Source organism: Chitinophaga qingshengii (genome assembly GCF_014529935.1).
Lineage (GTDB): Bacteria > Bacteroidota > Bacteroidia > Chitinophagales > Chitinophagaceae > Chitinophaga > Chitinophaga qingshengii.
The window spans coordinates 365,540-387,192 of the sequence record NZ_JACVFC010000001.1 but is presented as its reverse complement, the minus strand read 5'-3'; the positions used below and the strand labels follow the sequence as shown (position 1 = coordinate 387,192).

Below are 21,653 nucleotides of genomic sequence, written 5' to 3'. Positions count from 1 at the left end.
AAAATATGAAACAGGTAGAGGTAGGCATTATCATGGGCAGCAGCTCCGATGCGCCAATTATGCGTCAGGCAATAGAGGTGTTGAAGAAGTTTGAGATAGGTTATGAGTTTAACGTTGTGTCGGCACATCGCAGCCCTCAAAAAATGTTTGAATATGCTGCTACTGCTGAAGAACGTGGTTTGAAGATCATCATCGCCGGCGCTGGCGGCGCAGCGCACCTTCCGGGTATGGTGGCCGCTATCACTACTCTGCCGGTAATTGGCGTACCTATTAAATCTTCCAACTCTCTCGATGGCTGGGACTCCCTTTTATCTATCGTGCAGATGCCGGGGGATATACCTGTAGCCACCGTAGGCGTTAATGGCGCACGCAATGCAGGATTGCTGGCGGTACAGATTTTAGGTACCCATAACAGTACAATCAGGCAGATGCTGGCAGCATTAAAGAAAGAAAATAATGATAAGGTTGACAAGCAGAATGAAACATTGGATCGAATCGTGTAGATAGTGTACGTTATAAATTTATAATGCCCCGCAGGTATTGGGTTTGTTTATCCAATGCCTGTTGAACTTTACATCAACAATTCCCAAACATTAAAACATGTACAAGCACTCCAAGGAATCACAAAGTACCCTTACGCCTGAAATGGCGCTTCAATATCTGAAAGAAGGCAACTCACGGTTTGTCAATAACCTGAGAGCCAACAGGGATTTGCTGAGCCAGGTGAATGCCACCAGAGACGGGCAGTATCCATTTGCCACAGTACTTAGCTGTATGGATTCACGCACTTCTGTGGAACTTATCTTTGATCAGGGATTAGGGGATATATTCAGTATACGCATCGCTGGCAATGTCCTCAACCAGGATATATTGGGCAGCATGGAGTTCGGTACGCAACTGGCAGGGTCAAAAATAATCGTGGTGTTGGGACATACGCAATGCGGAGCTATAAAAGGCGCCTGCGATGGTGTACACCTTGGTAGTCTTACGCAATTATTGGACAAGATAAGGCCTGCTATCGACAGGGAGACATCTACTCCTGCAGAAAACAGGACCGGAAAGAATGCCGGATTTGTAAAGAATGTTACGGAAAACAATGTGCATCATGTAATAGAACAGTTAAAAGCTGAAAGTCCTGTTATAGCAGCACTGGCAGATAGCGGGGCGATAAAGATAGTGGGTGGTATCTATCACCTGGAAACCGGAGCGGTGACGTTCTTTGAGGAGTAACGTTCAATCCGCTCCGGTCCCTTTTTCCATTTGGTCAGGTGTTTCATGATACAGGTTAAAACTTATAATTGTATCCTATTCTGAATACTTGTGTTTCGAAGTAATCTGTACTTGTATAGCTAAATCCGGCGCCCTTTACATCACGTTTAATGCGCAGGGTGTTGGCTATATCGGTGGCATTTACAAAGAACTCATTTTTACCCAGTATTTTTTTTGCGCCCATATCTATTGAAAAACGGGAATAGATTTTTCCCTGTGGAACAATGTCAGGCGCCAGGTAAATGGCGGTAAGCTGCAATTCTATTTTTGAGGGCAATTGAAACATACTGTTGAGCTTTACATTACCGGACAACGCCTCCTCGCGGGGAGCCGTATAGACGGTTGGCTCCGGATATTTGTTGAGCACGGTAAAGCCATCAATGATGTTTTTATAGCCATTCATGTTTAGCTGAAGGCTGACCCATCTATTGACTTTTTGAGACAGGGTTACCTCCAGGCCGGATTGGTAGCTTTTCCCGGCATTCTGGAATACATTGTAGATAAGATGGCTGTTACCAACGGTAGTGCCTATACGGGAAATAGTCGCATCCATTCGTTTATGATACAACGCAGGGTATAGGTAGCCACTGCGCCAGTTGGTTTTGTAGCCCAATTCAAAGGTATTGGTAAATTGGGGCCGCAGCTCCGGGTTCCCTACCTTGATGATTTCCGCATCATCATATTTAGGGAAGATACGGATATCTACTTCGTTAGGCCGGTCCACCCGGCGATTATAGAACAGGGTTAATTTGTTATGTTCGTCCAGGCGATAGGCTAACCGGATATTGGGGAATGGCTGTATATAGTGGTACCCGTTACTGCGATAGGTATTATGCTGCGGATTTACGTCATACTTCAGGTCTACATATTCTACCCGCATTCCGGCTTCAACTTCAAAGTCTTTGTTTTCAAATATGAACATACCATATACCGCAGGAATAATTTCTCCGTAGTTGGCCCAGCCTCCGGCGGTAGTATCCAGCGGGGAATGCAGACCGGGTTTAAATTGCATGTTGGTAGGAATGTACCGGCGACGGAATTTAACGCCTCCTTCAAAGCGCCCAAACCGCAAGGGATGTATATAATCCGCTGTCAAATCGGCAACGTGTTCATCTGAAAGTAATTTAAACGAATCTAACCCGGTATAGGTGGGCATGATATTGGTGAAAAAATACTTTTCATCTTCCCGGTGAAAGGTATAGTTCAGATTCATTTGTAATACGCGTCCTGGCTGTTTAAACTGATGTTGCCAGCCTGCGGAGAAGGTAGCCGTAGTTTTCAGTTCATCCTCCAGAAACTGCCACAGGCGCTGTCTTTCGGATAGGTCGGTATTAAAAAATGGTTGGTCGCCCCGGTCGAGGATTTTTTCACTGCTGAACAAACCCGAGACAGTAAACAGGTTTTTATCGTCTGGTTGCCAGTCTATACCAGTCTTACCGGTAATGATATTGGTAGTTCTGTTGCGTTTCACCTGTTGAATGACTGCCTCTCCATGATCGTACCATTTTTCGGTAAATTCATTTTTATTGAGGGTTTTGGTGTACAGGTTATCGCCCTGAAAGAAGAAATTGACTTTGTTTTTCCGGTAATTGAGGGATAGGGAAGGGTTGAGTTTAGGAGTAGCCGTATACTGCGGGCGGATATCCGGTAAGTTGCCTTTCTTTTCCCATAGTGCTCCTAACCCGGTGGTGAGACCCACTTTGCCATTGAAGCCTTCTTTTTTTTCCTTTTTGTAGATGATGTTAATGATACCTGCGTTTCCGTTGGCGTCATATTTTGCCGAGGGGTTATTGATGATCTCAATTTTATCAATGGCAGAAGCCGGAATATTATCAAGCCCTGACTGACCACCCATGCCGGTAAGCGCGGTTTGTTTACCATCTATCAGAATCATCACCTTATCACTGCCCCGTAGCAATACTTTCCCATCCTGGCCGGCGGTAACGCCCGGCAGATTTTTCATGGCATCTAGTGCTGATCCGCCAGCCTGACTAATGTTGGCAGCTGGTGAGAATGTTTTCTTATCCATTTTCCCGCTTACCTCTTCTGCCTTGCCGGTGACAACAACTTCGTTCATGCTTACCTGTGAACGTTGTAAGGATATATGACCCACAGATAGGAAGTTGCTCAATTGCCCTGCCAGTAAAGGTTGCCATTTGGTGTGATATCCAAGATAGGAGAATTTAAGCAGATAGTTTCCAGGGTCTATGCCTGCTATACTAAAGCGGCCTTCTTCGCCGGTAATAGTACCGGTTATAAACGAGCTATCGGACGCCTTATGAAGTGTTACATTTACAAATGCCAATACAGCCTGGCCGCTGGTATCTTTTACAATCCCCGATAAGGTGATGGTGTTTTGCTGTGCCTGACTGCACAGGGCTGCAAAGACCAGTAATATCCCGCTAATAAATCGTTTCATCCGTTCAATTTTTATGATATAGGCAAAATTGAACAACGATTTAGAAGAAATTTAGAATCAGGCCCATTGAATGCTGAATAAATGAAACCCATTTTCAAAGCGGTAGTGTTCCTGCCAGCCGTATAGTTGACATATCTCGTGGATAATCGCCAGTCCCAGTCCGGTACCCGTAGGATGGCGGGCCGACAATCCAAATCTCCGGAACAGGTGATCTGTATCCAGGGCTTCGTTACCGGTATTAGCCATCACAAGACGGCGCTCATCCAGGGACACCTGAATAATGCCTCCTGGCTCACTATACCGGATAGCATTCATAAACAGATTGGTTAGCAATATTTCCAGCAGGGTTTTATTGACAGACAATTGGAATGACCCCGTAATATTAAGCTGCACCTGTAGCTGCTTATCGTCCAGGAAGTCTTGCAGAAACGGCACGTAATGTTCTATCAGAACAGGCAGATCTATGCGTTCTTTTTCCGGAAACTGGCTATTCTCAATTTTAGCGAGTAGCAACAGGTTTTTGTTCACCCTGGTTACTTTGGCTAATGCCTGATGTGCCTGATCAATGATATCAGATTGTTCCTCCGTCATCGGTTTGCTTTGGTGCAGGAGGTCCAGCTTGAATTTGATCACAGACAATGGTGTTTGCAATTCATGAGAGGCATGTTGGATAAACTCCTTTTGTTGTTGATAGCTGGCAATATTGCCAGTGATCAGTTTATGCAGGTGATGATGGAGCGTTTCAAATTCTGCTATGCCGGTATGGTCAAAATGAATTTCCTGCGGTTTATGCAGGTTAAATGACTGGATCTTTTCTAAACTGTTATAAAAAGGGCGCCACAATCGTGCTGAAATGCGCCGGTTGATGAATATAAAACCTCCCAATAAAATAAGAAAGAACATGACTGTTACCACCGCAATAGCCATGATCGTTTCATGACTTTCTTCCATATTGGTTTCGAGTGTGAGCCGGAATGGCTTACCGTTGATGGAGAAATAGGTAATCAGCCCTTGAAAACGGTCCTTTCCCTTGGTGGGAATGTATTTATTTTTTCTGTATATATTATAGGTAGAGTCCGGTAATAGGGAAGCTGCCGGCTGCAACTGCGTTTCGGGCCGTAGTTTATTCCAGAGGGCGACGCTTGCTGCTAATTCCTCGTCAGAGAGTGATAACGACTGAAGATTTTGCTTAATAGTTTCGCTTACAATGAGGTTATGTTCCTTTAGTTCATGTTCCCATATCAGATCTACAATTACGTAATAGGCAGGAATGCTGCCTGCCAGTACAATACCTGCATAGAGGATAAATATTTTCAGCGATTTGTTTAACAGTTTACTCATACTTCCCATTTATATCCCGTGGCATAAACGGTTTTGAGGTAATTGCCACAACCGGCTTCATGGAGCTTTCTCTTAAGGTTTTTGATATGCGCGTAAACAAAACTATGGTTGTCGAGCATATCTGCAATGTCACCTGAAAGGTGTTCTGCCAGTGCATTTTTGGAGATGACCCTGTTTTTATTGCCCAGGAAATAGATAAGCAGGTCAAATTCTTTCCGGGTAAGCAGTACTGGTTTATCGTGAATATGCACGGTTTTGGCGAGGAGGTCTATTTGAAGTTCTTCCTGCTGAAGAATGTTGTTGTTTTGGAATGAACGCCGTCTGATCACCGAATATACCCTGGCTGCCAGTTCCGGCAGGTGAAAAGGTTTGGCCAGATAGTCGTCTGCTCCAATTTGAAGCCCCTTTATTTTATCGTCGTAGGAATCTTTAGCGGAGATGATGATGACGCCTTCCTGTTGCTGCCTTTTTTTGATTTCCTCCAGTAGTTGAAGCCCGTTGCCACCAGGTAGCATGAGGTCGAGTAATATGCACTGATATTCGTATATACTCAGTTTCTCCATTGCCTGCTGATAGGTAGCGGCATGTTCACATACATAGCTCTCACCGGATAAATACCCAATAACGCTCTGCGCCAGCTGTAGTTCATCTTCGATGATTAATACCTTCATGCGGCAAAAGTAAGTTTCAATTTTGAATTTTTTCTGAATTAGGCGGATCTCCTGTCTGCTACAGAAATTAATCAGAATTTGCTTATAATTTTAAGTTAAATTCACATACCATGAAAACTTATATTTTATCAGGACGCATGATAATCTGCCTGTGTAACAGGTCTTTCAATAGTTGATTTGTTAAAAAGAGCGCTATGAAGCAGCCGGGCATTTCTTTTCTGCTTATTTTCTTTTTTATAACGGCACATGCCCAGGTGAAAGAATTGCATTATTACCTGGAGAAAGGCAAACAAAATAGTCCGCTGCTGAAGGATTATCAGAATCAGGTGAGATTGTCACAGGCCGATAGTCTGCGCTTGCGCGCCGCCTATGGGCCACAGGTAAATGGTGTGAGCAATAGCACTTATGCTCCGCTCATTCGTGGCTACGGATACGATAACGCCATTACCAACGGAGGCCAGATAAGCGCCCTGGTAACTGCTACCAAAGAGTTGAATGGAAAAAAGAACCTGAATAATCAATTGTATGGGATTGACTTACAGAACCAGGGTATTCGTAACACAGCCAGGATTTCGGAACAGGACCTGAAAAAAAGTATTGCGTCGCAATATATCGTCGCCTATGGCGACTGGGAGCAATACAATTTTAACAATAGCGTGCTGCAACTGCTAAAACAGGAAGAGGTCATCCTGAAAAAACTTACGGAAACCGGTACTTACCGGCAGACGGATTACCTTACCTTCCTGGTAACCCTGCAACAACAGGAGTTATTGTTAAAACAACTGCGGGCACAATACCAGGTCAACTTCGGGCAACTGAACTATCTTTGCGGTATTACAGATACCGCTTTTACCCCGCTGGCAGATCCGGCATTGAACCTGGATCATCTGCCTTCCCTGGAGAACACGGTGTTTTATCACCAGTTTGAGATAGACAGCCTGAAGCTGCGAAATACAGACGCCGCTATCGATTTGTCTTACCGGCCCAAAATAAACCTATATACGGATGGTGGTTTTAACTCCACCCTGGCGCTTGATCCCTACAAAAATTTTGGCATCAGCGCCGGCGTAAGTTTAACAGTGCCCATATATGACGGCCGGCAGCGGAAAATGCAACATAATAAGGTGGCTATTTCTGAGGAAACGAGGAAAAATTATCAGGATTTTTTTTCCCGCCAGTATTATCAGCAAATACAACAGCTGATGCAACAACTGGCATCCACATTGGAGCTCATTGACCAGGCAAACAAACAAATTGACTATGCCAATGGTCTGATGCAGGCCAACAGAGTATTATTGGTGCATGGTGATGTCAGAATAGCAGATTATGTGATTGCTATCAATAACTACCTGAATGCAAAAAATATTATTACACAGAATATTGTCAATAAATACCAGTTAATTAACCAGATTAATTACTGGAACAGCGCTAATTGATATTAATTATGAGATTATCAGCTTTGCTCTGCACCGCATGCTTCCTGCTGACAACCGCCTGTTCTCATACGGCTCCGGCTTCCGGAGAACAGGTAACGCCAATAGGTACCCCTGTCACCGTATCTTCTCCTGAAAGAGGTACAGTAGAAGACATTGTGGAGTTAAATGCTACAGCTGCTTTCCTGTTGAAAACAAATGTAAAAGCCACTGCCAATGGTTACCTGCAAACATCGAACATAAAAATAGGGCAGCATGTAAACCAGGGAGAGGTATTATTTTTACTGAAAACAAAAGAAGCCGAAAACCTGGGGAACACGATCAATAAACTGGATTCCTCTTTCCGCTTTACGGGTATTATTCCGGTTAAAGCTACCGGTAACGGCTATATTACGCAGCTGGCTATCCAGGCCGGTACCTATGTTCAGGATGGAGAACAATTGGCGACTATTTCAAACGATAACAGTTTCGCCTTTATTTTGAGCCTGCCGTATGAACTAACTCCGTTGATACCTGCCAATCGTCGCGTTACGGTGGCTTTACCGGATGGCCGGCAATTGCCTGGTGTAATGGAAGCGCCATTGCCCACTGTGGATTCTGTCGCGCAAACGCAGAATTATGTTATTAGGGTTGCTCCGGGCAAACTCATTCCCGAAAATCTGATTGCAAAAGTGCGGCTCATTAAATCAATGAAAGCAAATACGATACTTGTTCCAAAAGCGGCAGTACTTTCCAACGAGTCGCAAAGCGAGTACTGGATCATGAAAATGAAAGACAGCACTACCGCGGTAAAAGTGCCTGTCCAAAAAGGACTGGAAACCGGTGGTAAAATAGAAATATTGTCTCCTGTGCTCACTATACAGGACAAAATACTCACTGGCGGTAACTATGGCCTTTCGGACACTGCCACTGTCACTGTAACAAACAAGTAGCCGGTATGAAGAACTTTCTGTTTACATACAAAAATCCGATAACGGTACTGCTTGCGATTATCATCGCAGGAGGATTGTTTGCCTACGGAAAAATACAATCGGCTCTTTTCCCCGAAATTACTTTCCCCAAAATAAAGATCATTGCAGATGCTGGCCAGCAGCCGGTCAATAAAATGATGATCACCGTCACCAGGCCGTTGGAGCTGGCAATAAAGCAGGTACCTGACCTGAAGATGATCCGCAGTATCACCAGCAGAGGCAGCTGCGAAATATCGGCCTTCATGGATTGGCAGGCCGATATCAATATCAGCCAGCAACGTATTGAATCAAAGATCTCAGAAATTAAAAATGTACTGCCGCCTGATGTGCAGATCAATGTGGAGAGGATGAATCCTTCCATATTGCCGGTCAGCGGCTATACCATAGAAAGTCATAACCGGTCGCCTATTGACCTGAAATACCTCGCCACCTTTACCATCAAGCCCTTCCTGTCACAGGTAGAAGGTGTTTCCGAAATCCGCATCATCGGTGGAAAGAGCAAGGAATACTGGGTACAGCTGGATATGCAAAAGATGAACACATTTGGTATCACACCGGATATAGTTAATACCGCACTGGCTCAAACCAATTTTATTAAGTCCAATGGCTATCTGTCAGATTACCGTTTATTATACCTCACTGTTACGGACGCTGTGATAGACACTAAAGAGAAGCTCAGCAAACTGGTAATCAGTAACAATGGAAGACGAGTGGTGACGATGGAAGATATCTCGGCGGTGGAAATACGGGAAGCCAAAGAATACATCAAGGTAAATGCGAATGGCAAAGAAGGTATACTGGTGGCGGTGATCAAGCAGCCCAATGCCAACCTGGTCGATCTGTCTGACCGCATGACATCGAAGATCGAGGCCCTGAAAAAGATACTGCCTGCGGATGTGAAAATTTCTCCTTACTACATCCAGGCTGAGTTTGTAAAGGATGCCATTAAAAGTGTAACTGATAGTTTATGGATTGGATTGCTGCTGGCCATCATCGTGGCGGTAGTGTTTCTTCGTTCTCTGAAAGCCAGTACTACCATTCTTATCACCATCCCCGTAACCCTTCTGCTTACGTTGATTGTATTATATGCTACCGGGCAAACCTTCAATATTATGACGCTGGGCGCTATTGCCGCGGCTATAGGACTGATTATTGATGATGCCATTGTAGTGGTGGAACAAATACATCGTACACATGAAGAACATCCCGATCAACCAACCACTGTACTGATACCCAAGGCGATAAATTACCTGTTCCCCGCTATGGTGGGCTCTTCCCTCAGCACAATTGTGATTTTTCTGCCTTTTCAGCTGATGACGGGTGTTGCAGGGGCATATTTCAAAGTAATGACCAATACGATGATCGTTACGCTGGTATGTTCTTTCCTGGTCACCTGGATAGGCCTGCCGGTCATTTACCTGTTACTGACTAATCAGGGAAAGGAACGAAAGGCAGCAGAAAGAAGGCATACCGGGCATGATGTGAAAAAACAGCGCTGGGTGACCTGGTTCCTTGCCCGGCCATGGATCAGCGGATTATTCATAGCAGGGTTAATAGTGACGATTATATTAATTGTACCGCGACTGGAAACCGGATTTTTACCGGAGATGGATGAAGGCAGCATCGTGTTGGATTATAGTTCTCCGCCGGGCACATCTTTAGAAGAAACAGACAGAATGCTGCAGCAGGTAGAAAAGATCATCACCGGTATTCCTGAGGTGGCAGCATATTCCAGGCGTACCGGCACACAGATGGGGTTCTTTATTACAGAACCCAATAAGGGAGATTATCTGATACAGTTAAAAAAGGACCATAGCCGAACCACCAACGAGGTCATAGATGCTATCCGTAAACAAGTGGAGGCCACGCAACCCGCATTGCGTATTGACTTTGGACAGGTGATCGGTGATATGCTGGGCGATTTAATGACCTCTGTTCAGCCAGTGGAGATAAAAATCTTCGGGAACGACCAGGAACAGCTGAAAACGTTATGCAGGCAGGTAGCTGCAATTGTTGGTAAAGTACCCGGCACCGCGGATGTATTTGATGGTATTGTGATAGCCGGCCCCTCTATTAGTATGGAAGCCAATAGCCGCTTGCTGGCCCAGTACGGAATTACCCCTGCGAGTTTACAGTTTCAGTTGCAGGCTGCGCTGGAAGGAAATGTAGCCGGCGCCGTATTTGAAAAAGAACAGTTGTCGCCCATACGGCTGGTATATCCTGGTAGCCGAACGCTGAACGTATCAGCGCTTGATAAGCTACAAATATTTTTGCCGGATGGGAAATTACGTCCGTTGACGGATCTGGCAACCCTTCATTTCAATAGTGGAGAGGCCGAAATTACGCGGGAGAACTTACAATCCATGGGGATTGTCACCGCCCGGCTGGATAACCGTGATTTGGGCACTGTTATGAGGGAGGTCAGCCGGGAAGTAGGAACAAAGGTATCGCTACCACAGGGTTATAGCATTGCCTACGGGGGCGCCTATGCTGATCAGCAGCAATCCTTTGACGAACTATTGTTAATTCTGATCACTGCCAACTTGCTCGTATTCGGTGTTATTCTTTTCCTGTATAAGGATTTTATAGATGCGGTGATTATCCTGTTGGTGGCAGTACTGGGTATAAGCGGAAGTTATATCGCGCTTTATCTTACGCATACACCACTGAATGTTGGCAGCTATACCGGGCTGATCATGATAGTGGGAATTATTGGCGAGAACGCAATTTTTACATTCTTACAGTTTAAAGAATCGATGATGCATACCCAAAACGCGGACGAGGCGGTTGTATATGCCATCTCCACACGCCTGAGGCCCAAATTGATGACGGCACTGGGGGCTATCATTGCGCTAACACCTATTGCCCTCGGGATTGGAACGGGAGCGCAGTTGCATCAGCCACTGGCAATCGCTGTAATTGGAGGGTTCTTACTTGCGCTACCGTTGCTGTTGATTGTGTTACCTTGTTTGATGCACTGGAGGTACAATCGAAAAGGCAGTCATATCCGCAAATAATGATGCTGAATATCTTCCGGAAGGCTTAAAGCTACCTTCCTTATCGTCCGTTAGTCAATGTCTTATTTTTTTATGCTTATGCAGGTATTCCTGGAAATCACTCCATGCTCCGCCATTATAGACCCTCTTAAACCCTCTTTCTTTTAGCAGCTTTTCTGCCTTTACACTGCGAAGGCCGTGAGAACAAACGGTAATATAGGTCTTTGCGGTATCCAGTTCTGTGTATCGCTGGCGGATCTCTCCCAGTGAAATATTGATGGCCCCCGCTATATGTCCCATGTTAAATTCTGATGGCGTTCTTACATCCAGAATGACAGCCCCGGCAGCCACCAACTTGTCCAGTCCTTTATCCAATGTATAAAACCTGTACACACGGTACCCCATATATATGAGCAACAGTGCACCGGCAATGATCAACCATGTTTTCATATTTTACTTAGAATTTTTTTGTCTATATAAAATGTGCCAAAAGGAATAAAACAGGCCAGGATCACCTTCCAGGTAGTGTCTTTAAACTTCCATTTATACTCCACGCCAACGCTGACGGCGTTGAATATAAAAAGGAGGAATAACAGGCCATGGACAGGTCCCATCAGCTTTGTCAGTCCCGGAGAGCCGGATAGGTATTTTAAAGGCACAGCGATGAATAAAAGTATAAGCAGGGAAATACCTTCCAGGTAGCTGATGATACGCAGTCGTCCGACCGGCGTGGAGAATAACGATTTCATAATTTATCTGAAATAAGGTCTGTTAGCAAAAGGTGAAAACGGCCATGGTATAGCCAGGAAAATAATCAGTAAGGCAATGGCATAACAGATAAGCATGGTTTTAAACCGTTCCTGGTCTGTTGATTTCCGTTTAGTCATCGCGGAACCAATGGTAATAATAACAATGGCGGAGAGCATCAGCAGGCTATGGATCAACCCAAAGAACAGCAGATCAAACGTTGTTTTTGCAGTACTGAAATGTTTCCAGAAGTAGCTGATCACCGGGCTTTGAACATAAAGCGCCATGCCTGCCAGCAGCTGAATATGTGCAATGGTGGCCGTCCAATGTCGTATAGCGTTGTCGCTTTTGGTAAAGACTGCCTGTGTGAAATAGCCTTTAGCCGCTCTGTAAATGGCGATCAGTAAACTTATTAATACCAGCCAGCGGATAGCGGAATGAAGGAATGTTAGTGACTGGTACATGTTGCAAAAATCTTTGTCCCCGCCGGCAGGCTACCGGCAATAAAAGCCCCTGCGGCGCCTTCGGCGCCGGCTCGCGTAAAATGATTCATATATCGGTGAATTTTTTTTGTTGCGGTAAAGGTATGGAAAAAAACATACTAAATAGTATGTTTTTGGTCAAAAAAATTATCGCAATGTTTCCAGGTAGATTTTCAATTGTTTCAGATAGACTTGATAAACAGACTTACTGTTCTTCAGTTTTCCCAGGTTCCTGATACCCCAGTACCCCGACATGATGAAGACGGCCACTTGTTCGCCGTCTGTTTGGAAGTTGACCATGCCGCTTTTTTTTCCGGTTTCCAGCGCATGGATGATCGCTTGTTTCCACTGTTCCGACAGATCGTTCAGCGCTTTGGTAAATGTTTTGTTCCAGGGCGCCATTTCCTGCGTGAAGTTGGAAGCGGGGCATCCATATTCCACTTTCAGAAAATCATTTTTCATCAGCAGCTGGTACATCATATCGTACAGGGCTTTGAGGGCGTCCTTTTCTTCTTTCAGCGGGTTGATAAAAGCGGCATCGAAAGATGGTTTCAGCAGCTCGTTAATAATGGCGAGGCCCATTTCATCCTTGTTTTTGAAATGGTAATAAAAAGCGCCTTTGGTGACTTGCGTGGTGGCAAGTATTTCATCTATGCTGGTGGTTTGATACCCTTTTACATAGATCAGTTCAAATGCTTTTTGTAAAATGTTAAGTCTTGTTGCCGCTGCCTTTTTCATAAAATAATGCTGCCTGGTCATGCAAAGAAACGAAAAAAGGGCAAATCGGCATTCATCCTGGTTTGCCCTTTTTTATTTTAGTGCCCCCTTGCTTTTAGCCCGGTAATCCCCCAACAAAATTCCCTGTACTGTAATTTTTTGTTAATTTAGGCCACACCTAACACTTTCCACGTACGCAGAAAAAGACAATCCTTGGACGATTATAAAATACATGTTACCGGGTTACGCAGTGGCTCCTATAAAGACTTTAAAGCTTTATACGACCTGTTTTCGGATAATTTATATGGATTCGTCTTCAGACTTACCAGGTCTGAAGAGATGGCCAAAGATATTACGCAGGAGACTTTTATCAAGATCTGGCTCCACAGGGAAAAAGCTGATCCCGACCAATCATTTAAATCGTTTCTTTTTAAAATTGCCAGGAACGGCGTGATCGACGCCATGAGAAAACAATGGAGGAACCCCGTGTTTGAAGACTACCTGGAACATTGCGACGCCATGTATACCAATGGTGAAGACATCACGCAAAAACTTGATTTTGACTATTTCCTTAGAAGATTGCAGACAGCAAAAGACAAGCTAACCCCCCGCCAACGCGAAATATTTGAATTAAGGAAGGAACAGGGTCTGTCCCCCGCCCAAATTTCACAACGGCTGGGTATCAATGAACAAACTACCTATAATATCTTGTCCGCTGCTATGCAAATTCTCCGGAAAGAAATCGGCCCTGGCGGCCTGATGTTGTTCCTGCTTTTCTTTGATTAAAAAAAAATAACTTTTTTATAGTAGATACGATTCCCATTTTCGTATTAACCTGTAACGAACTGTTTTTAAGGTAATGAGTACCCATCTGGAAGATTTAATCAGGCAGAGTTTCAATGGCGCCTTGCCGGCGGCTGACCGGCAAATGCTAAGGGATTTACTGCAACAGACCGACAACGAGGTGCTGGAAAATGTTTTGTCTGGTATCTGGATGGAATATGAGGGTAGTATACCGGCGAAAACGGATATAGATGAACTGATCAGCGGATTGCCCATCCGCCGGAACGGACGTGTTACCGCCATTTTCGGCAGGGCAGCTAAAATAGCTGCTTCCATATTACTGCTATTGGCGTTGGGCGCGGGCCTCTTTTATTACTATGCAGGCAGTAAAAAATGGGGGCTAGTGGCCGCATCCACCATCACCATCGAATCCAGGAACGGAGGCGCCACTAATGTTAAGTTGCCCGACAGTTCCCTGGTGATACTCCGTTCTGGGGCCACCTTCGACTATCCCGCCAGTTTCAGCGCGGGCAAAAGAGAGGTGAAGTTAAACAGGGGAGAAGCCTATTTTGAGATCACTAAAAATCAGCAGGCGCCGTTTCTGGTCACGACCGACTGGCTCACTATTGAAGTGCTGGGAACAACATTCAATGTGAAAGCCTATGACCGGTCGGATTCCGTAGAAACCGCCCTGGTGGAAGGCGCTGTACGGATCACTACCAAGGGTAGGAAGCCCGAAACAATTGTTTTACAACCAAACGAAAAAGCAGTATATAACAAAACCAACGGAAAACTATCCATTTCAAAAGCAGACATGGAAAGTGAAATCGCCTGGATGCAGGATACCCTGTTATTTAAGTCAACCAAATTCTCCGATGTAATAAAAAAACTTGGGCAAAAATACAATACAGTGATAAAGATTGAGGGGAACAGGTACAACAACGATACATTTACCGGAACGCTGGAGGGTGAAAATATAGAGGTAGTTTTATCAGCGCTGCAGCTGCACTATCATTTTTCCTACCGCCGGTCCGGCAGTATGATAACAATTCAGGTCAAATAACAACCGGATTAACCAACATCCCGCTAACCTTAGCTGAAACAAATTGTCATGATGCCATTATATATGCTCCACAGCAGGGAGCACAGGAAGGCCTTTGCCTTTTTTTGCAGGTGTTACATTAATCTCTGGTTGCAATCCACATCGTTATGAAAGAAAAAAAAATTTCCATCATCTACCTGTCTCCTCCGGGGAAAAGGTTGTTGTCCCTGTACATAGGGCTATTGTTATTGCTGACGGCCACCGGTTATGGGCAGCAAAATGACCGTATAACCGTTGCCGTTCGCAACGAAAGTTTAAAAACATTTCTGAACATTATTGAGAAAAAAACGGAATACCGTTTTACTTACCGCGACCAGATAATTCCCCCTGAGCAGAACATTACGTTGTCTGTCTCCAATATTCCTATTGATTCTCTGCTGAACAGGGTACTGCGTCCTGCAGGGTTAACCTTTAACCGGAATGGGAATACATTTGCCATCACACAGGTCCATGCTCCGTCTCGCGGCCTGGTGCTGGTAAGCGGCATCGTCCGCGATGAAACTGCCAACCCGGTAAAGGGTGTTTCCATCTCGGCAAAATCTGTCAGAGGCGGAGCGGTAACCGGTGATGATGGGAGATTTTCCCTGAACGTCCCGGAGGGCAGTACATTGGAAGCATCCTGCATCGGATATATACCTGCTTCCGTTAGTACGAGCGGAAAAAACAACGTCGAGATCATGTTGCAGCGTTACGCTAAAAATCTGGAAGACGTGGTAGTAGTTGGATTTGCGACACAGAAAAAAGTAAATCTTACCGGGGCAGTGGGAACAGTGGATATGAAAGAGATGGCGTCACGCCCGGTCAGGAACGCTACGCAAATGCTGCAGGGACTGGTGCCCGGACTGAATATCTCCCAGAGTACGGGCGGCGGGCTTGATAACAATCCAACGATCAATATTCGCGGTGTTACCACCATCGGTATCGGCTCTTCCGGCTCTCCGCTTATCCTGATAGATGGGATGGAAGCAGATATTAACTCGGTTAATCCAAACGATATAGACAACATTTCCGTTTTAAAGGATGCCTCCACCGCTTCCATATATGGTTCCAGGGCGGCTTTTGGCGTGGTGCTGGTCACCACTAAGAAAGGAAAAACAGGAAAGTCGGTCATCTCTTACAATAACAATTTCCGGCTCAACCAGCCGGTTAATACACCGCACATGGCAGATTCCTACCAGTTTGCCCTTTACTTCAACGATGCTGCCTATAACAGCGGTACTACGCCGCTTTTCTCGGATGAACGCATTCAGCGCATCCGCGACTTCCAGGCAGGCAGTTTAAAAACAAATATTCCTGTATCTGCAGCCAATCCAAAAGAATGGGCCGGCGGCTATAATGAAGGAAATGATAACATAGACTGGTACAAGGCGCTCTATGATGATAATACACTCGCCCATGAGCACAATCTGAGTGTCAGCGGGGGAACCGATAAACTGCGATACTATGTATCAGGCAACTACCTGGACCAGAAAGGGCTGATAAAACTCAATAAAGACGGTTATGAACGTTATACCGCTACTGCGAAGCTCAACAGCCAGTTGAAAAAATGGGCCCAGCTCAATTATGCTTTAAGATATGTGCACGAAACCAATGCCAAGCCTTACTACCTTACGGCCAGCTTCTTTTATGACCTTGCCCGGCAAGGCTGGCCGGTACTGCCTCTTTACGATCCTAACGGCTATCTTTTTGCCGCCCCGTCACCTGCGCTTAACCTGAGAGATGGCGGGCGTATCAGCAAACAAACAGACTGGTATTATCACCAGGTTCAGGTGGTGCTGGAACCGGTTAAAAACTGGAAAACCTTTGCTGAGTTGAATTACCGGCAACGTTTTTTATTTAATCATTCCGATCAGCAGATCACCTATAACCATGACGTAGATGGCAACCCGTATACTTTCCAACCTGTCAGCCTGGTCAGTGAAAACGTTGCCAGAAGTAATTTCTTTAACACCAATATTTATTCGGAATATACTACCAGCATCAACAGGGTCCATAACCTGAAATTTATGCTGGGGTATCAGAATGAACTCAGTAAAAACAGGGACCTGACCGCTCTCCGGAATGGGATTATTCTTCCTTCTTCGCCTGTGCTGGACCTTACTTCCGGTGTGGATGCCAATGGAAAGCCCGTGGTACCGAAAATCAACGGCGTGTATGATCACTGGGCCACAGCCGGTATCTTTGAAAGGATCAATTACAACTACAAAAATAAGTACCTGTTGGAGTTCAATATGCGTTATGATGGTACTTCCAGGTTCAGGGAAGATAAAAGATGGAACTGGTTTCCGTCTGTTTCCCTTGGATGGAACCTGGCTTCCGAGCCGTTTATGGACCGTTTCCATGCCTCCCTGGACGTATTGAAATTAAGGGCTTCCTATGGAAAACTGGGCAACCAGAATACCAACAGCCTTTATCCCACTTATCAGACCATACCCTATACCACCAGTGGCGGCGCCTGGCTGATCAACAATCTCCGTCCCAATACCAGCAGCGCACCGGCGCTGATCAGCAGTAGCCTTTCCTGGGAGCAGGTGGAAAGTTGGAATGCCGGCGCCGATATCAGCCTGTTCCGGGATCGCCTGTCAGCCTCCGTTGATTATTACATCCGCAACACGCGCAATATGATAGGCCCCGCGCCGGAGCTACCGGTAACCCTCGGAACAGCTGTTCCACTGGTTAATAACACCGATCTGCGTACGAAAGGCTGGGAGGCTTCTGCAGCCTGGAGAGATGAAATAGGGAAACTAAGATATAACCTGAAATTCTCTATCGCTAACTCCACCACGGTTATCACTAACTATCCCAATGTTACAGGGGTACTGGGGACTTACAGGACAGGGCAGCAGTTGGGAGAGATCTGGGGATATGAGACCATTGGCATCGCCAGAAGCCAGCAACAAATGAACGACCACCTGGCCACACTTCCCAAAGGCGGACAAAATGCCATCGGCTCCCGGTGGGAGGCAGGGGATATCATGTACAGAGATCTTAACAACGACGGGAAAATTGATGGTGGAGCGGGTACGGTATTCAATCCGGGAGATATGCGCATTATCGGCAACAGTCTGCCGAGAATGAACTACGCTTTCAATATCGGGGCGGAGTGGAAAGGTATTTCTATTGATGCTTTTTTCCAGGGAGTAATGAAAAGAGAAGTATATACCGACAGTTACTTCTTTTGGGGAATCGGTCAGAAAGGAATTTGGTGGTCTACGGCGTTTGATGAACATATGAACTATTTCCGGGAAAACCCTAATCATCCGTTGGGACAGAACCTGGACTCCTATTATCCCAGACCGCTTTTCAGCGGTGGTGCAAAAAATCAGCTGCCCCAGACCAGGTACCTGCAGGATGCCTCCTATATCAGGCTTAAAAACCTACAGTTGGGCTATACGCTGCCGGCTTCCATGTTGCAGAAAATACAGCTCAGTAACCTGCGCCTGTACATATCCTGCGAGAACCTCTGGACCGGCACGCGGCTTAGTAAAATTTTTGATCCGGAAACCATTGACGGACAAACTGACGGAGCCGTTGTATACCCTTTATTCAGGGTGATGTCTGCAGGTTGCAGCGTTACTTTTTAAAAACGTTATTCTTATGAAGTCAATTCAACGCATTACACTATACACATTGTTGGCTGCGGGGATGCTGACAGGAGCCTGTACCAAAACATTCCTGGACAGGGAACCCTTGTCAAATATCACTCCCGAGGATTTCCTGTGGTCGCAGGCCGACATAGAATCCTATAGTCTTAACATGTATAACAACAATACACTTCCCAGTCATTACGGCCCGGGTACAAGAGGCTTCGGTATGATGGGGGTAGATGAACATACGGACAATATGGCTTCCCTGGAATATTCCCTGAAGTATGTTCCCGGTGAATACAGGGTACCGCAGAAAGGTGGCAGCTGGGAGTTCACGAATATTTATAAATACAACTACTTTCTTAAAACAGTCCTACCCCGGAAAGAGACTGGTAAATTAAAGGGCAACAGCGCCGCCATTGATCATTGCATTGGTGAAATATATTTCTTCCGGGCCTGGGATTATTTCCTGAAAGTACAGGCGCTGGGCGATTTCCCCATCATTACAGATATTATGAGCGACAATGCGGAGGTGCTTACAGAAGCAAGTAAACGCAAACCTCACCCGGAAGTGGTACGTTTTATCCTTTCCGACCTGGACAAAGCCATTCAACTGTTGCAGGAGAATGCACCGGACGGCAGAAAGAACAGGTTGTCCAAAAATTGCGCTTACCTGGTTAAGTCCAGGGTCGCCTTATATGAGGCTACTTTCCTCAAATATTTCAGAAATACGGCCTTTGTGCCAAACGGTCCCGGATGGCCGGGAGCAGAGAAAGCCTATAATGCCAACTACCGGTATCAGGCTGGCGATATCAATGGCGAAATCGACTGGCTGTTGTCGCAGGCGATGGTGTCAGCGGCTATGGTAGCAGATAATGTTCCGCTGGTAAACAACACCGGTAAACTACAGCAATCGCTGCAGGACCTGCCCAACGACTATTATGATATGTTCAGTGCCTATGATATGAGCAAGTTCCAGGAAGTACTGTTATGGCGGCAATTCGACGCTTACGGCGCCAATATCCGGAATAATGTGAGCCAATATGCGTCGGCAGGTAATTACAGAATCGGACTGACAAGAGGTTATGTTGATAATTTTCTGATGGAAAATGGTCTTCCGATATACGACAATGCCTCCGGGTACAAGGGAGACGATTATATCGCTGATGTCCGTAAACAGCGGGATAACCGGCTATGGCTGTTTCTTAAAGAACCTGGGCAGGTAAACGTTTTGAAGGAATCCAACCTGGTGCAACTGGGTATTACGGAAACCTACCCGATATTAACCAGCTCCTCCGAGGCGCTGGCCTATTTTACCGGATACACAATCCGTAAAGGATTAAATAATGATGCACTACACGCTTTCGATGTAGGCAGTGTTGTTTTCAGAGCTGCTGAGGCTTATCTGAACTACATGGAAGCCTGTTCTGAAAGAACAGGAGCGCTTGACGGAAAAGCAGATCAATACTGGAAAGCCATCCGGGCAAGGGCAAAAGTGAATACGGATTACAGCCGCACCATCACTGCTACTAAAATGACTGAAGAGGCAAAGAACGATTGGGCGGCTTATTCCGGCGGGCAACTGATCAGTCCAGCCTTATACAACATACGGCGGGAACGGCGCTGTGAATTTATCGGTGAAGGTTTGCGTAATATGGACCTGAGACGCTGGAGGGCACTGGATCAAATGATTACATCCAAATACCAGATAGAAGGATTTAAACTTTGGGGGCCCATGCAGGAGTGGTATAAAGATGCGGGGGGAAGTCTTACCATCACCTATGGTACTCCTAATGCCACTGTATCAAGTCCCGCGCTTGGCAAGTATCTGCGCCCTTATCAAAAAACCGGGAAAGAATTTGTTTATAACGGTTACGGCTGGACGATGGCTCATTATCTTGAACCTATTGCCTATCAGCATTTTCTGATCACGGCTGTGGGCGCAGATGTTTCGGCGTCTCCCATTTACCAGAATCCCGGATGGCCGGTAGGAGCCAATCTTCCACCAATCGGTTTTTAATACATTAAAATAAAAAGATGCTATGAAGTACGTATTGTATTGCCTGCTTGTCATCCTTTTTTTCCAGGTAGCCGCCTGTAAACCGGATAACCTATATGCACCCAATCTGACCAAATCGACTGTCGAACTGCTGATTGTCGATTATAAGGGCCGTCCGGTCAAAGGTGCAGCCATCGGGGCAACGGCACTGGTCAACGATACCAGTTTCCCTTATAAGGAAATTGTTTCCGATGAAAACGGGAAAGTTTGTTTTAAAGAACTGGGAGCTGCCGATTATGCATTTTATCATGTTTCCCAAACATTGGGGATACTCCCGGATACCCTGTTTCAAACAGTGGAAAGCGGTAAGATCTACCAGTGGTCGCTCCAGTTGCTCATGCGTCCGCAACCGGCTGAAAATGGGAATGTAGTACTTCATGTGACAGATAAAAACGGAGCTGTAGCGCCGGGGCTTAACCTTACGCTGTACCTGGTGCAGGGAAGCACGGAAACTGAGATCGTAAAAAGTAAATCAGACTACCAGGGGATCGTGAAATATTATAACCTGGCGCCAGGAAAATACAAAGTAAACACCGGCTTCGCCGATCAGTTTATGGAAGGAAATGTTACCGCGGGGCAAACCAGTCAATGGGCTTTGTCTGTTAATACGATCCCTGTTATTCAGCCGAAAACAGGCTGGTCTGTTATCTATGCTTCCAGCTTCCAGGCAAATTACCCGGCATCCAACCTGATCGACAATAAAAACAATACCTGGTGGAACAGCAGCTGGACAGCCGTTCCACGGCCCACCAACCCCCACATTATTACGATTGACATGGGCAGGCAAACAACCTTCTCGGGGTTTGTTATGGTGGAATCCCCGGCCAGCTGGAACGGCGCCGGTTGTAAAAATTTCGATATGTACATCAGTAACGATAACGTCACGTGGACAAAAGCCGGGACCTTTCTTGAAAAAGAAAAGTATTACGACAACCAGTACCATACCATTCCTACCGGCCGTACATCAGCCCGTTATCTGAAGTTCAGTTCGGTAGACCAATGGAATACTGCTGCCAATATTACCATGACCTTCGCCGAGCTGGGAGTGTTTGATTACTGATTTTTCCATCTACCCA

The 21,653-nt window shown here is 45.7% G+C and carries 17 protein-coding genes; 10 read left to right on the top strand and 7 right to left on the bottom strand.

Going from position 1 to position 21,653, the window contains the following annotated elements:
* The first annotated feature begins 5 nt into the window (after positions 1-5).
* A complete protein-coding gene (gene purE, locus ICL07_RS01400; RefSeq protein ID WP_188086162.1) occupies positions 6-503 on the top strand; it encodes a 5-(carboxyamino)imidazole ribonucleotide mutase in 498 nt (165 codons plus the stop codon).
* A 97-nt stretch (positions 504-600) separates the two neighbouring features.
* The gene (locus ICL07_RS01395) at positions 601-1,230 is read left to right on the top strand and encodes a carbonic anhydrase family protein (protein ID WP_188086161.1); all 630 of its coding nucleotides are present in this window, start codon (positions 601-603) and stop codon (positions 1,228-1,230) included.
* Positions 1,231-1,285: 55 nt separating this feature from the next.
* Here ICL07_RS01395 and ICL07_RS01390 read toward each other — a convergent pair whose 3' ends face one another.
* Genes ICL07_RS01390 through ICL07_RS01380 form a run of 3 tightly spaced genes read right to left on the bottom strand, consistent with a single transcriptional unit; the run spans position 1,286 to position 5,700 of the window.
* Entirely contained in the window at positions 1,286-3,688 is a 2,403-nt protein-coding gene (locus ICL07_RS01390) for a TonB-dependent receptor domain-containing protein (protein ID WP_188086160.1), read from the bottom strand.
* A gap of 57 nt (positions 3,689-3,745) precedes the next feature.
* On the bottom strand, positions 3,746-5,029 hold the full coding sequence (locus ICL07_RS01385; protein WP_188086159.1) for a sensor histidine kinase: 1,284 nt from the start codon (positions 5,027-5,029) through the stop codon (positions 3,746-3,748).
* A complete protein-coding gene (locus tag ICL07_RS01380) occupies positions 5,026-5,700 on the bottom strand; it encodes a response regulator transcription factor (protein ID WP_188086158.1) in 675 nt (224 codons plus the stop codon). Before ICL07_RS01380 ends, ICL07_RS01385 begins: the two co-directional genes overlap by 4 nt.
* 194 nt (positions 5,701-5,894) lie before the next feature.
* Here ICL07_RS01380 and ICL07_RS01375 point away from each other — a divergent pair, with 194 nt between their 5' ends.
* From ICL07_RS01375 to ICL07_RS01365, 3 genes are read left to right on the top strand one after another with little or no spacing between them, the layout of a single operon-like run.
* Entirely contained in the window at positions 5,895-7,136 is a 1,242-nt protein-coding gene (locus ICL07_RS01375) for a TolC family protein (RefSeq protein ID WP_188086157.1), read from the top strand.
* A gap of 8 nt (positions 7,137-7,144) precedes the next feature.
* Entirely contained in the window at positions 7,145-8,065 is a 921-nt protein-coding gene (locus ICL07_RS01370; RefSeq protein ID WP_188086156.1) for an efflux RND transporter periplasmic adaptor subunit, read from the top strand.
* Positions 8,066-8,070: 5 nt separating this feature from the next.
* Positions 8,071-11,121, top strand: a complete 3,051-nt coding sequence (locus ICL07_RS01365) for an efflux RND transporter permease subunit (protein ID WP_188086155.1) — start codon at positions 8,071-8,073, stop codon at positions 11,119-11,121.
* 54 nt (positions 11,122-11,175) lie between these two features.
* On the opposite strand, the gene ICL07_RS01360 is transcribed toward ICL07_RS01365, so the two are convergent.
* The 4 genes from ICL07_RS01360 to ICL07_RS01345 all read right to left on the bottom strand — a co-directional run bounded on the left by ICL07_RS01360 (position 11,176) and on the right by ICL07_RS01345 (position 13,067).
* Entirely contained in the window at positions 11,176-11,550 is a 375-nt protein-coding gene (locus ICL07_RS01360; protein ID WP_188086154.1) for a rhodanese-like domain-containing protein, read from the bottom strand.
* Complete coding sequence (locus ICL07_RS01355) at positions 11,547-11,849, bottom strand: DUF3817 domain-containing protein (protein WP_188086153.1); 303 nt, start codon at positions 11,847-11,849, stop codon at positions 11,547-11,549. The genes ICL07_RS01360 and ICL07_RS01355 overlap by 4 nt, the downstream gene beginning before the upstream one ends.
* A gap of 3 nt (positions 11,850-11,852) precedes the next feature.
* Positions 11,853-12,311: a hypothetical protein gene (locus tag ICL07_RS01350; protein WP_188086152.1), complete on the bottom strand. Its 459-nt coding sequence runs from the start codon at positions 12,309-12,311 to the stop codon at positions 11,853-11,855.
* A gap of 165 nt (positions 12,312-12,476) precedes the next feature.
* Positions 12,477-13,067, bottom strand: coding sequence for a TetR/AcrR family transcriptional regulator (locus ICL07_RS01345; protein ID WP_188086151.1), 591 nt, complete (start codon positions 13,065-13,067; stop codon positions 12,477-12,479).
* A 192-nt stretch (positions 13,068-13,259) separates the two neighbouring features.
* On the opposite strand from ICL07_RS01345, the gene ICL07_RS01340 reads away from it, so the two are divergent.
* From ICL07_RS01340 to ICL07_RS01320, 5 genes are all read left to right on the top strand, one after another.
* Positions 13,260-13,832 (top strand): RNA polymerase sigma factor, encoded by a 573-nt coding sequence (locus tag ICL07_RS01340; protein WP_188086150.1) that lies wholly within the window; start codon positions 13,260-13,262, stop codon positions 13,830-13,832.
* Positions 13,833-13,905: 73 nt separating this feature from the next.
* A complete protein-coding gene (locus ICL07_RS01335) occupies positions 13,906-14,892 on the top strand; it encodes a FecR family protein (protein ID WP_188086149.1) in 987 nt (328 codons plus the stop codon).
* 146 nt (positions 14,893-15,038) lie between these two features.
* Positions 15,039-18,515 carry a TonB-dependent receptor gene (locus ICL07_RS01330; RefSeq protein WP_188086148.1) on the top strand — a complete coding sequence of 1,159 codons (3,477 nt, stop codon included), beginning with the start codon at positions 15,039-15,041 and terminating at the stop codon, positions 18,513-18,515.
* A 13-nt stretch (positions 18,516-18,528) separates the two neighbouring features.
* Entirely contained in the window at positions 18,529-20,538 is a 2,010-nt protein-coding gene (locus ICL07_RS01325) for a RagB/SusD family nutrient uptake outer membrane protein (RefSeq protein WP_223151722.1), read from the top strand.
* Between the two features lie 22 nt (positions 20,539-20,560).
* Complete coding sequence (locus ICL07_RS01320; RefSeq protein ID WP_188086147.1) at positions 20,561-21,637, top strand: discoidin domain-containing protein; 1,077 nt, start codon at positions 20,561-20,563, stop codon at positions 21,635-21,637.
* The last annotated feature ends 16 nt before the right edge of the window (positions 21,638-21,653 follow it).

Excerpts from the sequence above, each read along its gene's own strand:
- purE (WP_188086162.1), top strand. The coding sequence starts at position 6 with ATGAAACAGGTAGAGGTAGGCATTATCATGGGCAGCAGCTCCGATGCG.
- ICL07_RS01395 (WP_188086161.1), top strand. The coding sequence starts at position 601 with ATGTACAAGCACTCCAAGGAATCACAAAGTACCCTTACGCCTGAAATG.
- ICL07_RS01390 (WP_188086160.1), bottom strand. The coding sequence starts at position 3,688 with ATGAAACGATTTATTAGCGGGATATTACTGGTCTTTGCAGCCCTGTGC.
- ICL07_RS01385 (WP_188086159.1), bottom strand. The coding sequence starts at position 5,029 with ATGAGTAAACTGTTAAACAAATCGCTGAAAATATTTATCCTCTATGCA.
- ICL07_RS01380 (WP_188086158.1), bottom strand. The coding sequence starts at position 5,700 with ATGAAGGTATTAATCATCGAAGATGAACTACAGCTGGCGCAGAGCGTT.
- ICL07_RS01375 (WP_188086157.1), top strand. The coding sequence starts at position 5,895 with ATGAAGCAGCCGGGCATTTCTTTTCTGCTTATTTTCTTTTTTATAACG.
- ICL07_RS01370 (WP_188086156.1), top strand. The coding sequence starts at position 7,145 with ATGAGATTATCAGCTTTGCTCTGCACCGCATGCTTCCTGCTGACAACC.
- ICL07_RS01365 (WP_188086155.1), top strand. The coding sequence starts at position 8,071 with ATGAAGAACTTTCTGTTTACATACAAAAATCCGATAACGGTACTGCTT.
- ICL07_RS01360 (WP_188086154.1), bottom strand. The coding sequence starts at position 11,550 with ATGAAAACATGGTTGATCATTGCCGGTGCACTGTTGCTCATATATATG.
- ICL07_RS01355 (WP_188086153.1), bottom strand. The coding sequence starts at position 11,849 with ATGAAATCGTTATTCTCCACGCCGGTCGGACGACTGCGTATCATCAGC.
- ICL07_RS01350 (WP_188086152.1), bottom strand. The coding sequence starts at position 12,311 with ATGTACCAGTCACTAACATTCCTTCATTCCGCTATCCGCTGGCTGGTA.
- ICL07_RS01345 (WP_188086151.1), bottom strand. The coding sequence starts at position 13,067 with ATGAAAAAGGCAGCGGCAACAAGACTTAACATTTTACAAAAAGCATTT.
- ICL07_RS01335 (WP_188086149.1), top strand. The coding sequence starts at position 13,906 with ATGAGTACCCATCTGGAAGATTTAATCAGGCAGAGTTTCAATGGCGCC.
- ICL07_RS01330 (WP_188086148.1), top strand. The coding sequence starts at position 15,039 with ATGAAAGAAAAAAAAATTTCCATCATCTACCTGTCTCCTCCGGGGAAA.
- ICL07_RS01325 (WP_223151722.1), top strand. The coding sequence starts at position 18,529 with ATGAAGTCAATTCAACGCATTACACTATACACATTGTTGGCTGCGGGG.
- ICL07_RS01320 (WP_188086147.1), top strand. The coding sequence starts at position 20,561 with ATGAAGTACGTATTGTATTGCCTGCTTGTCATCCTTTTTTTCCAGGTA.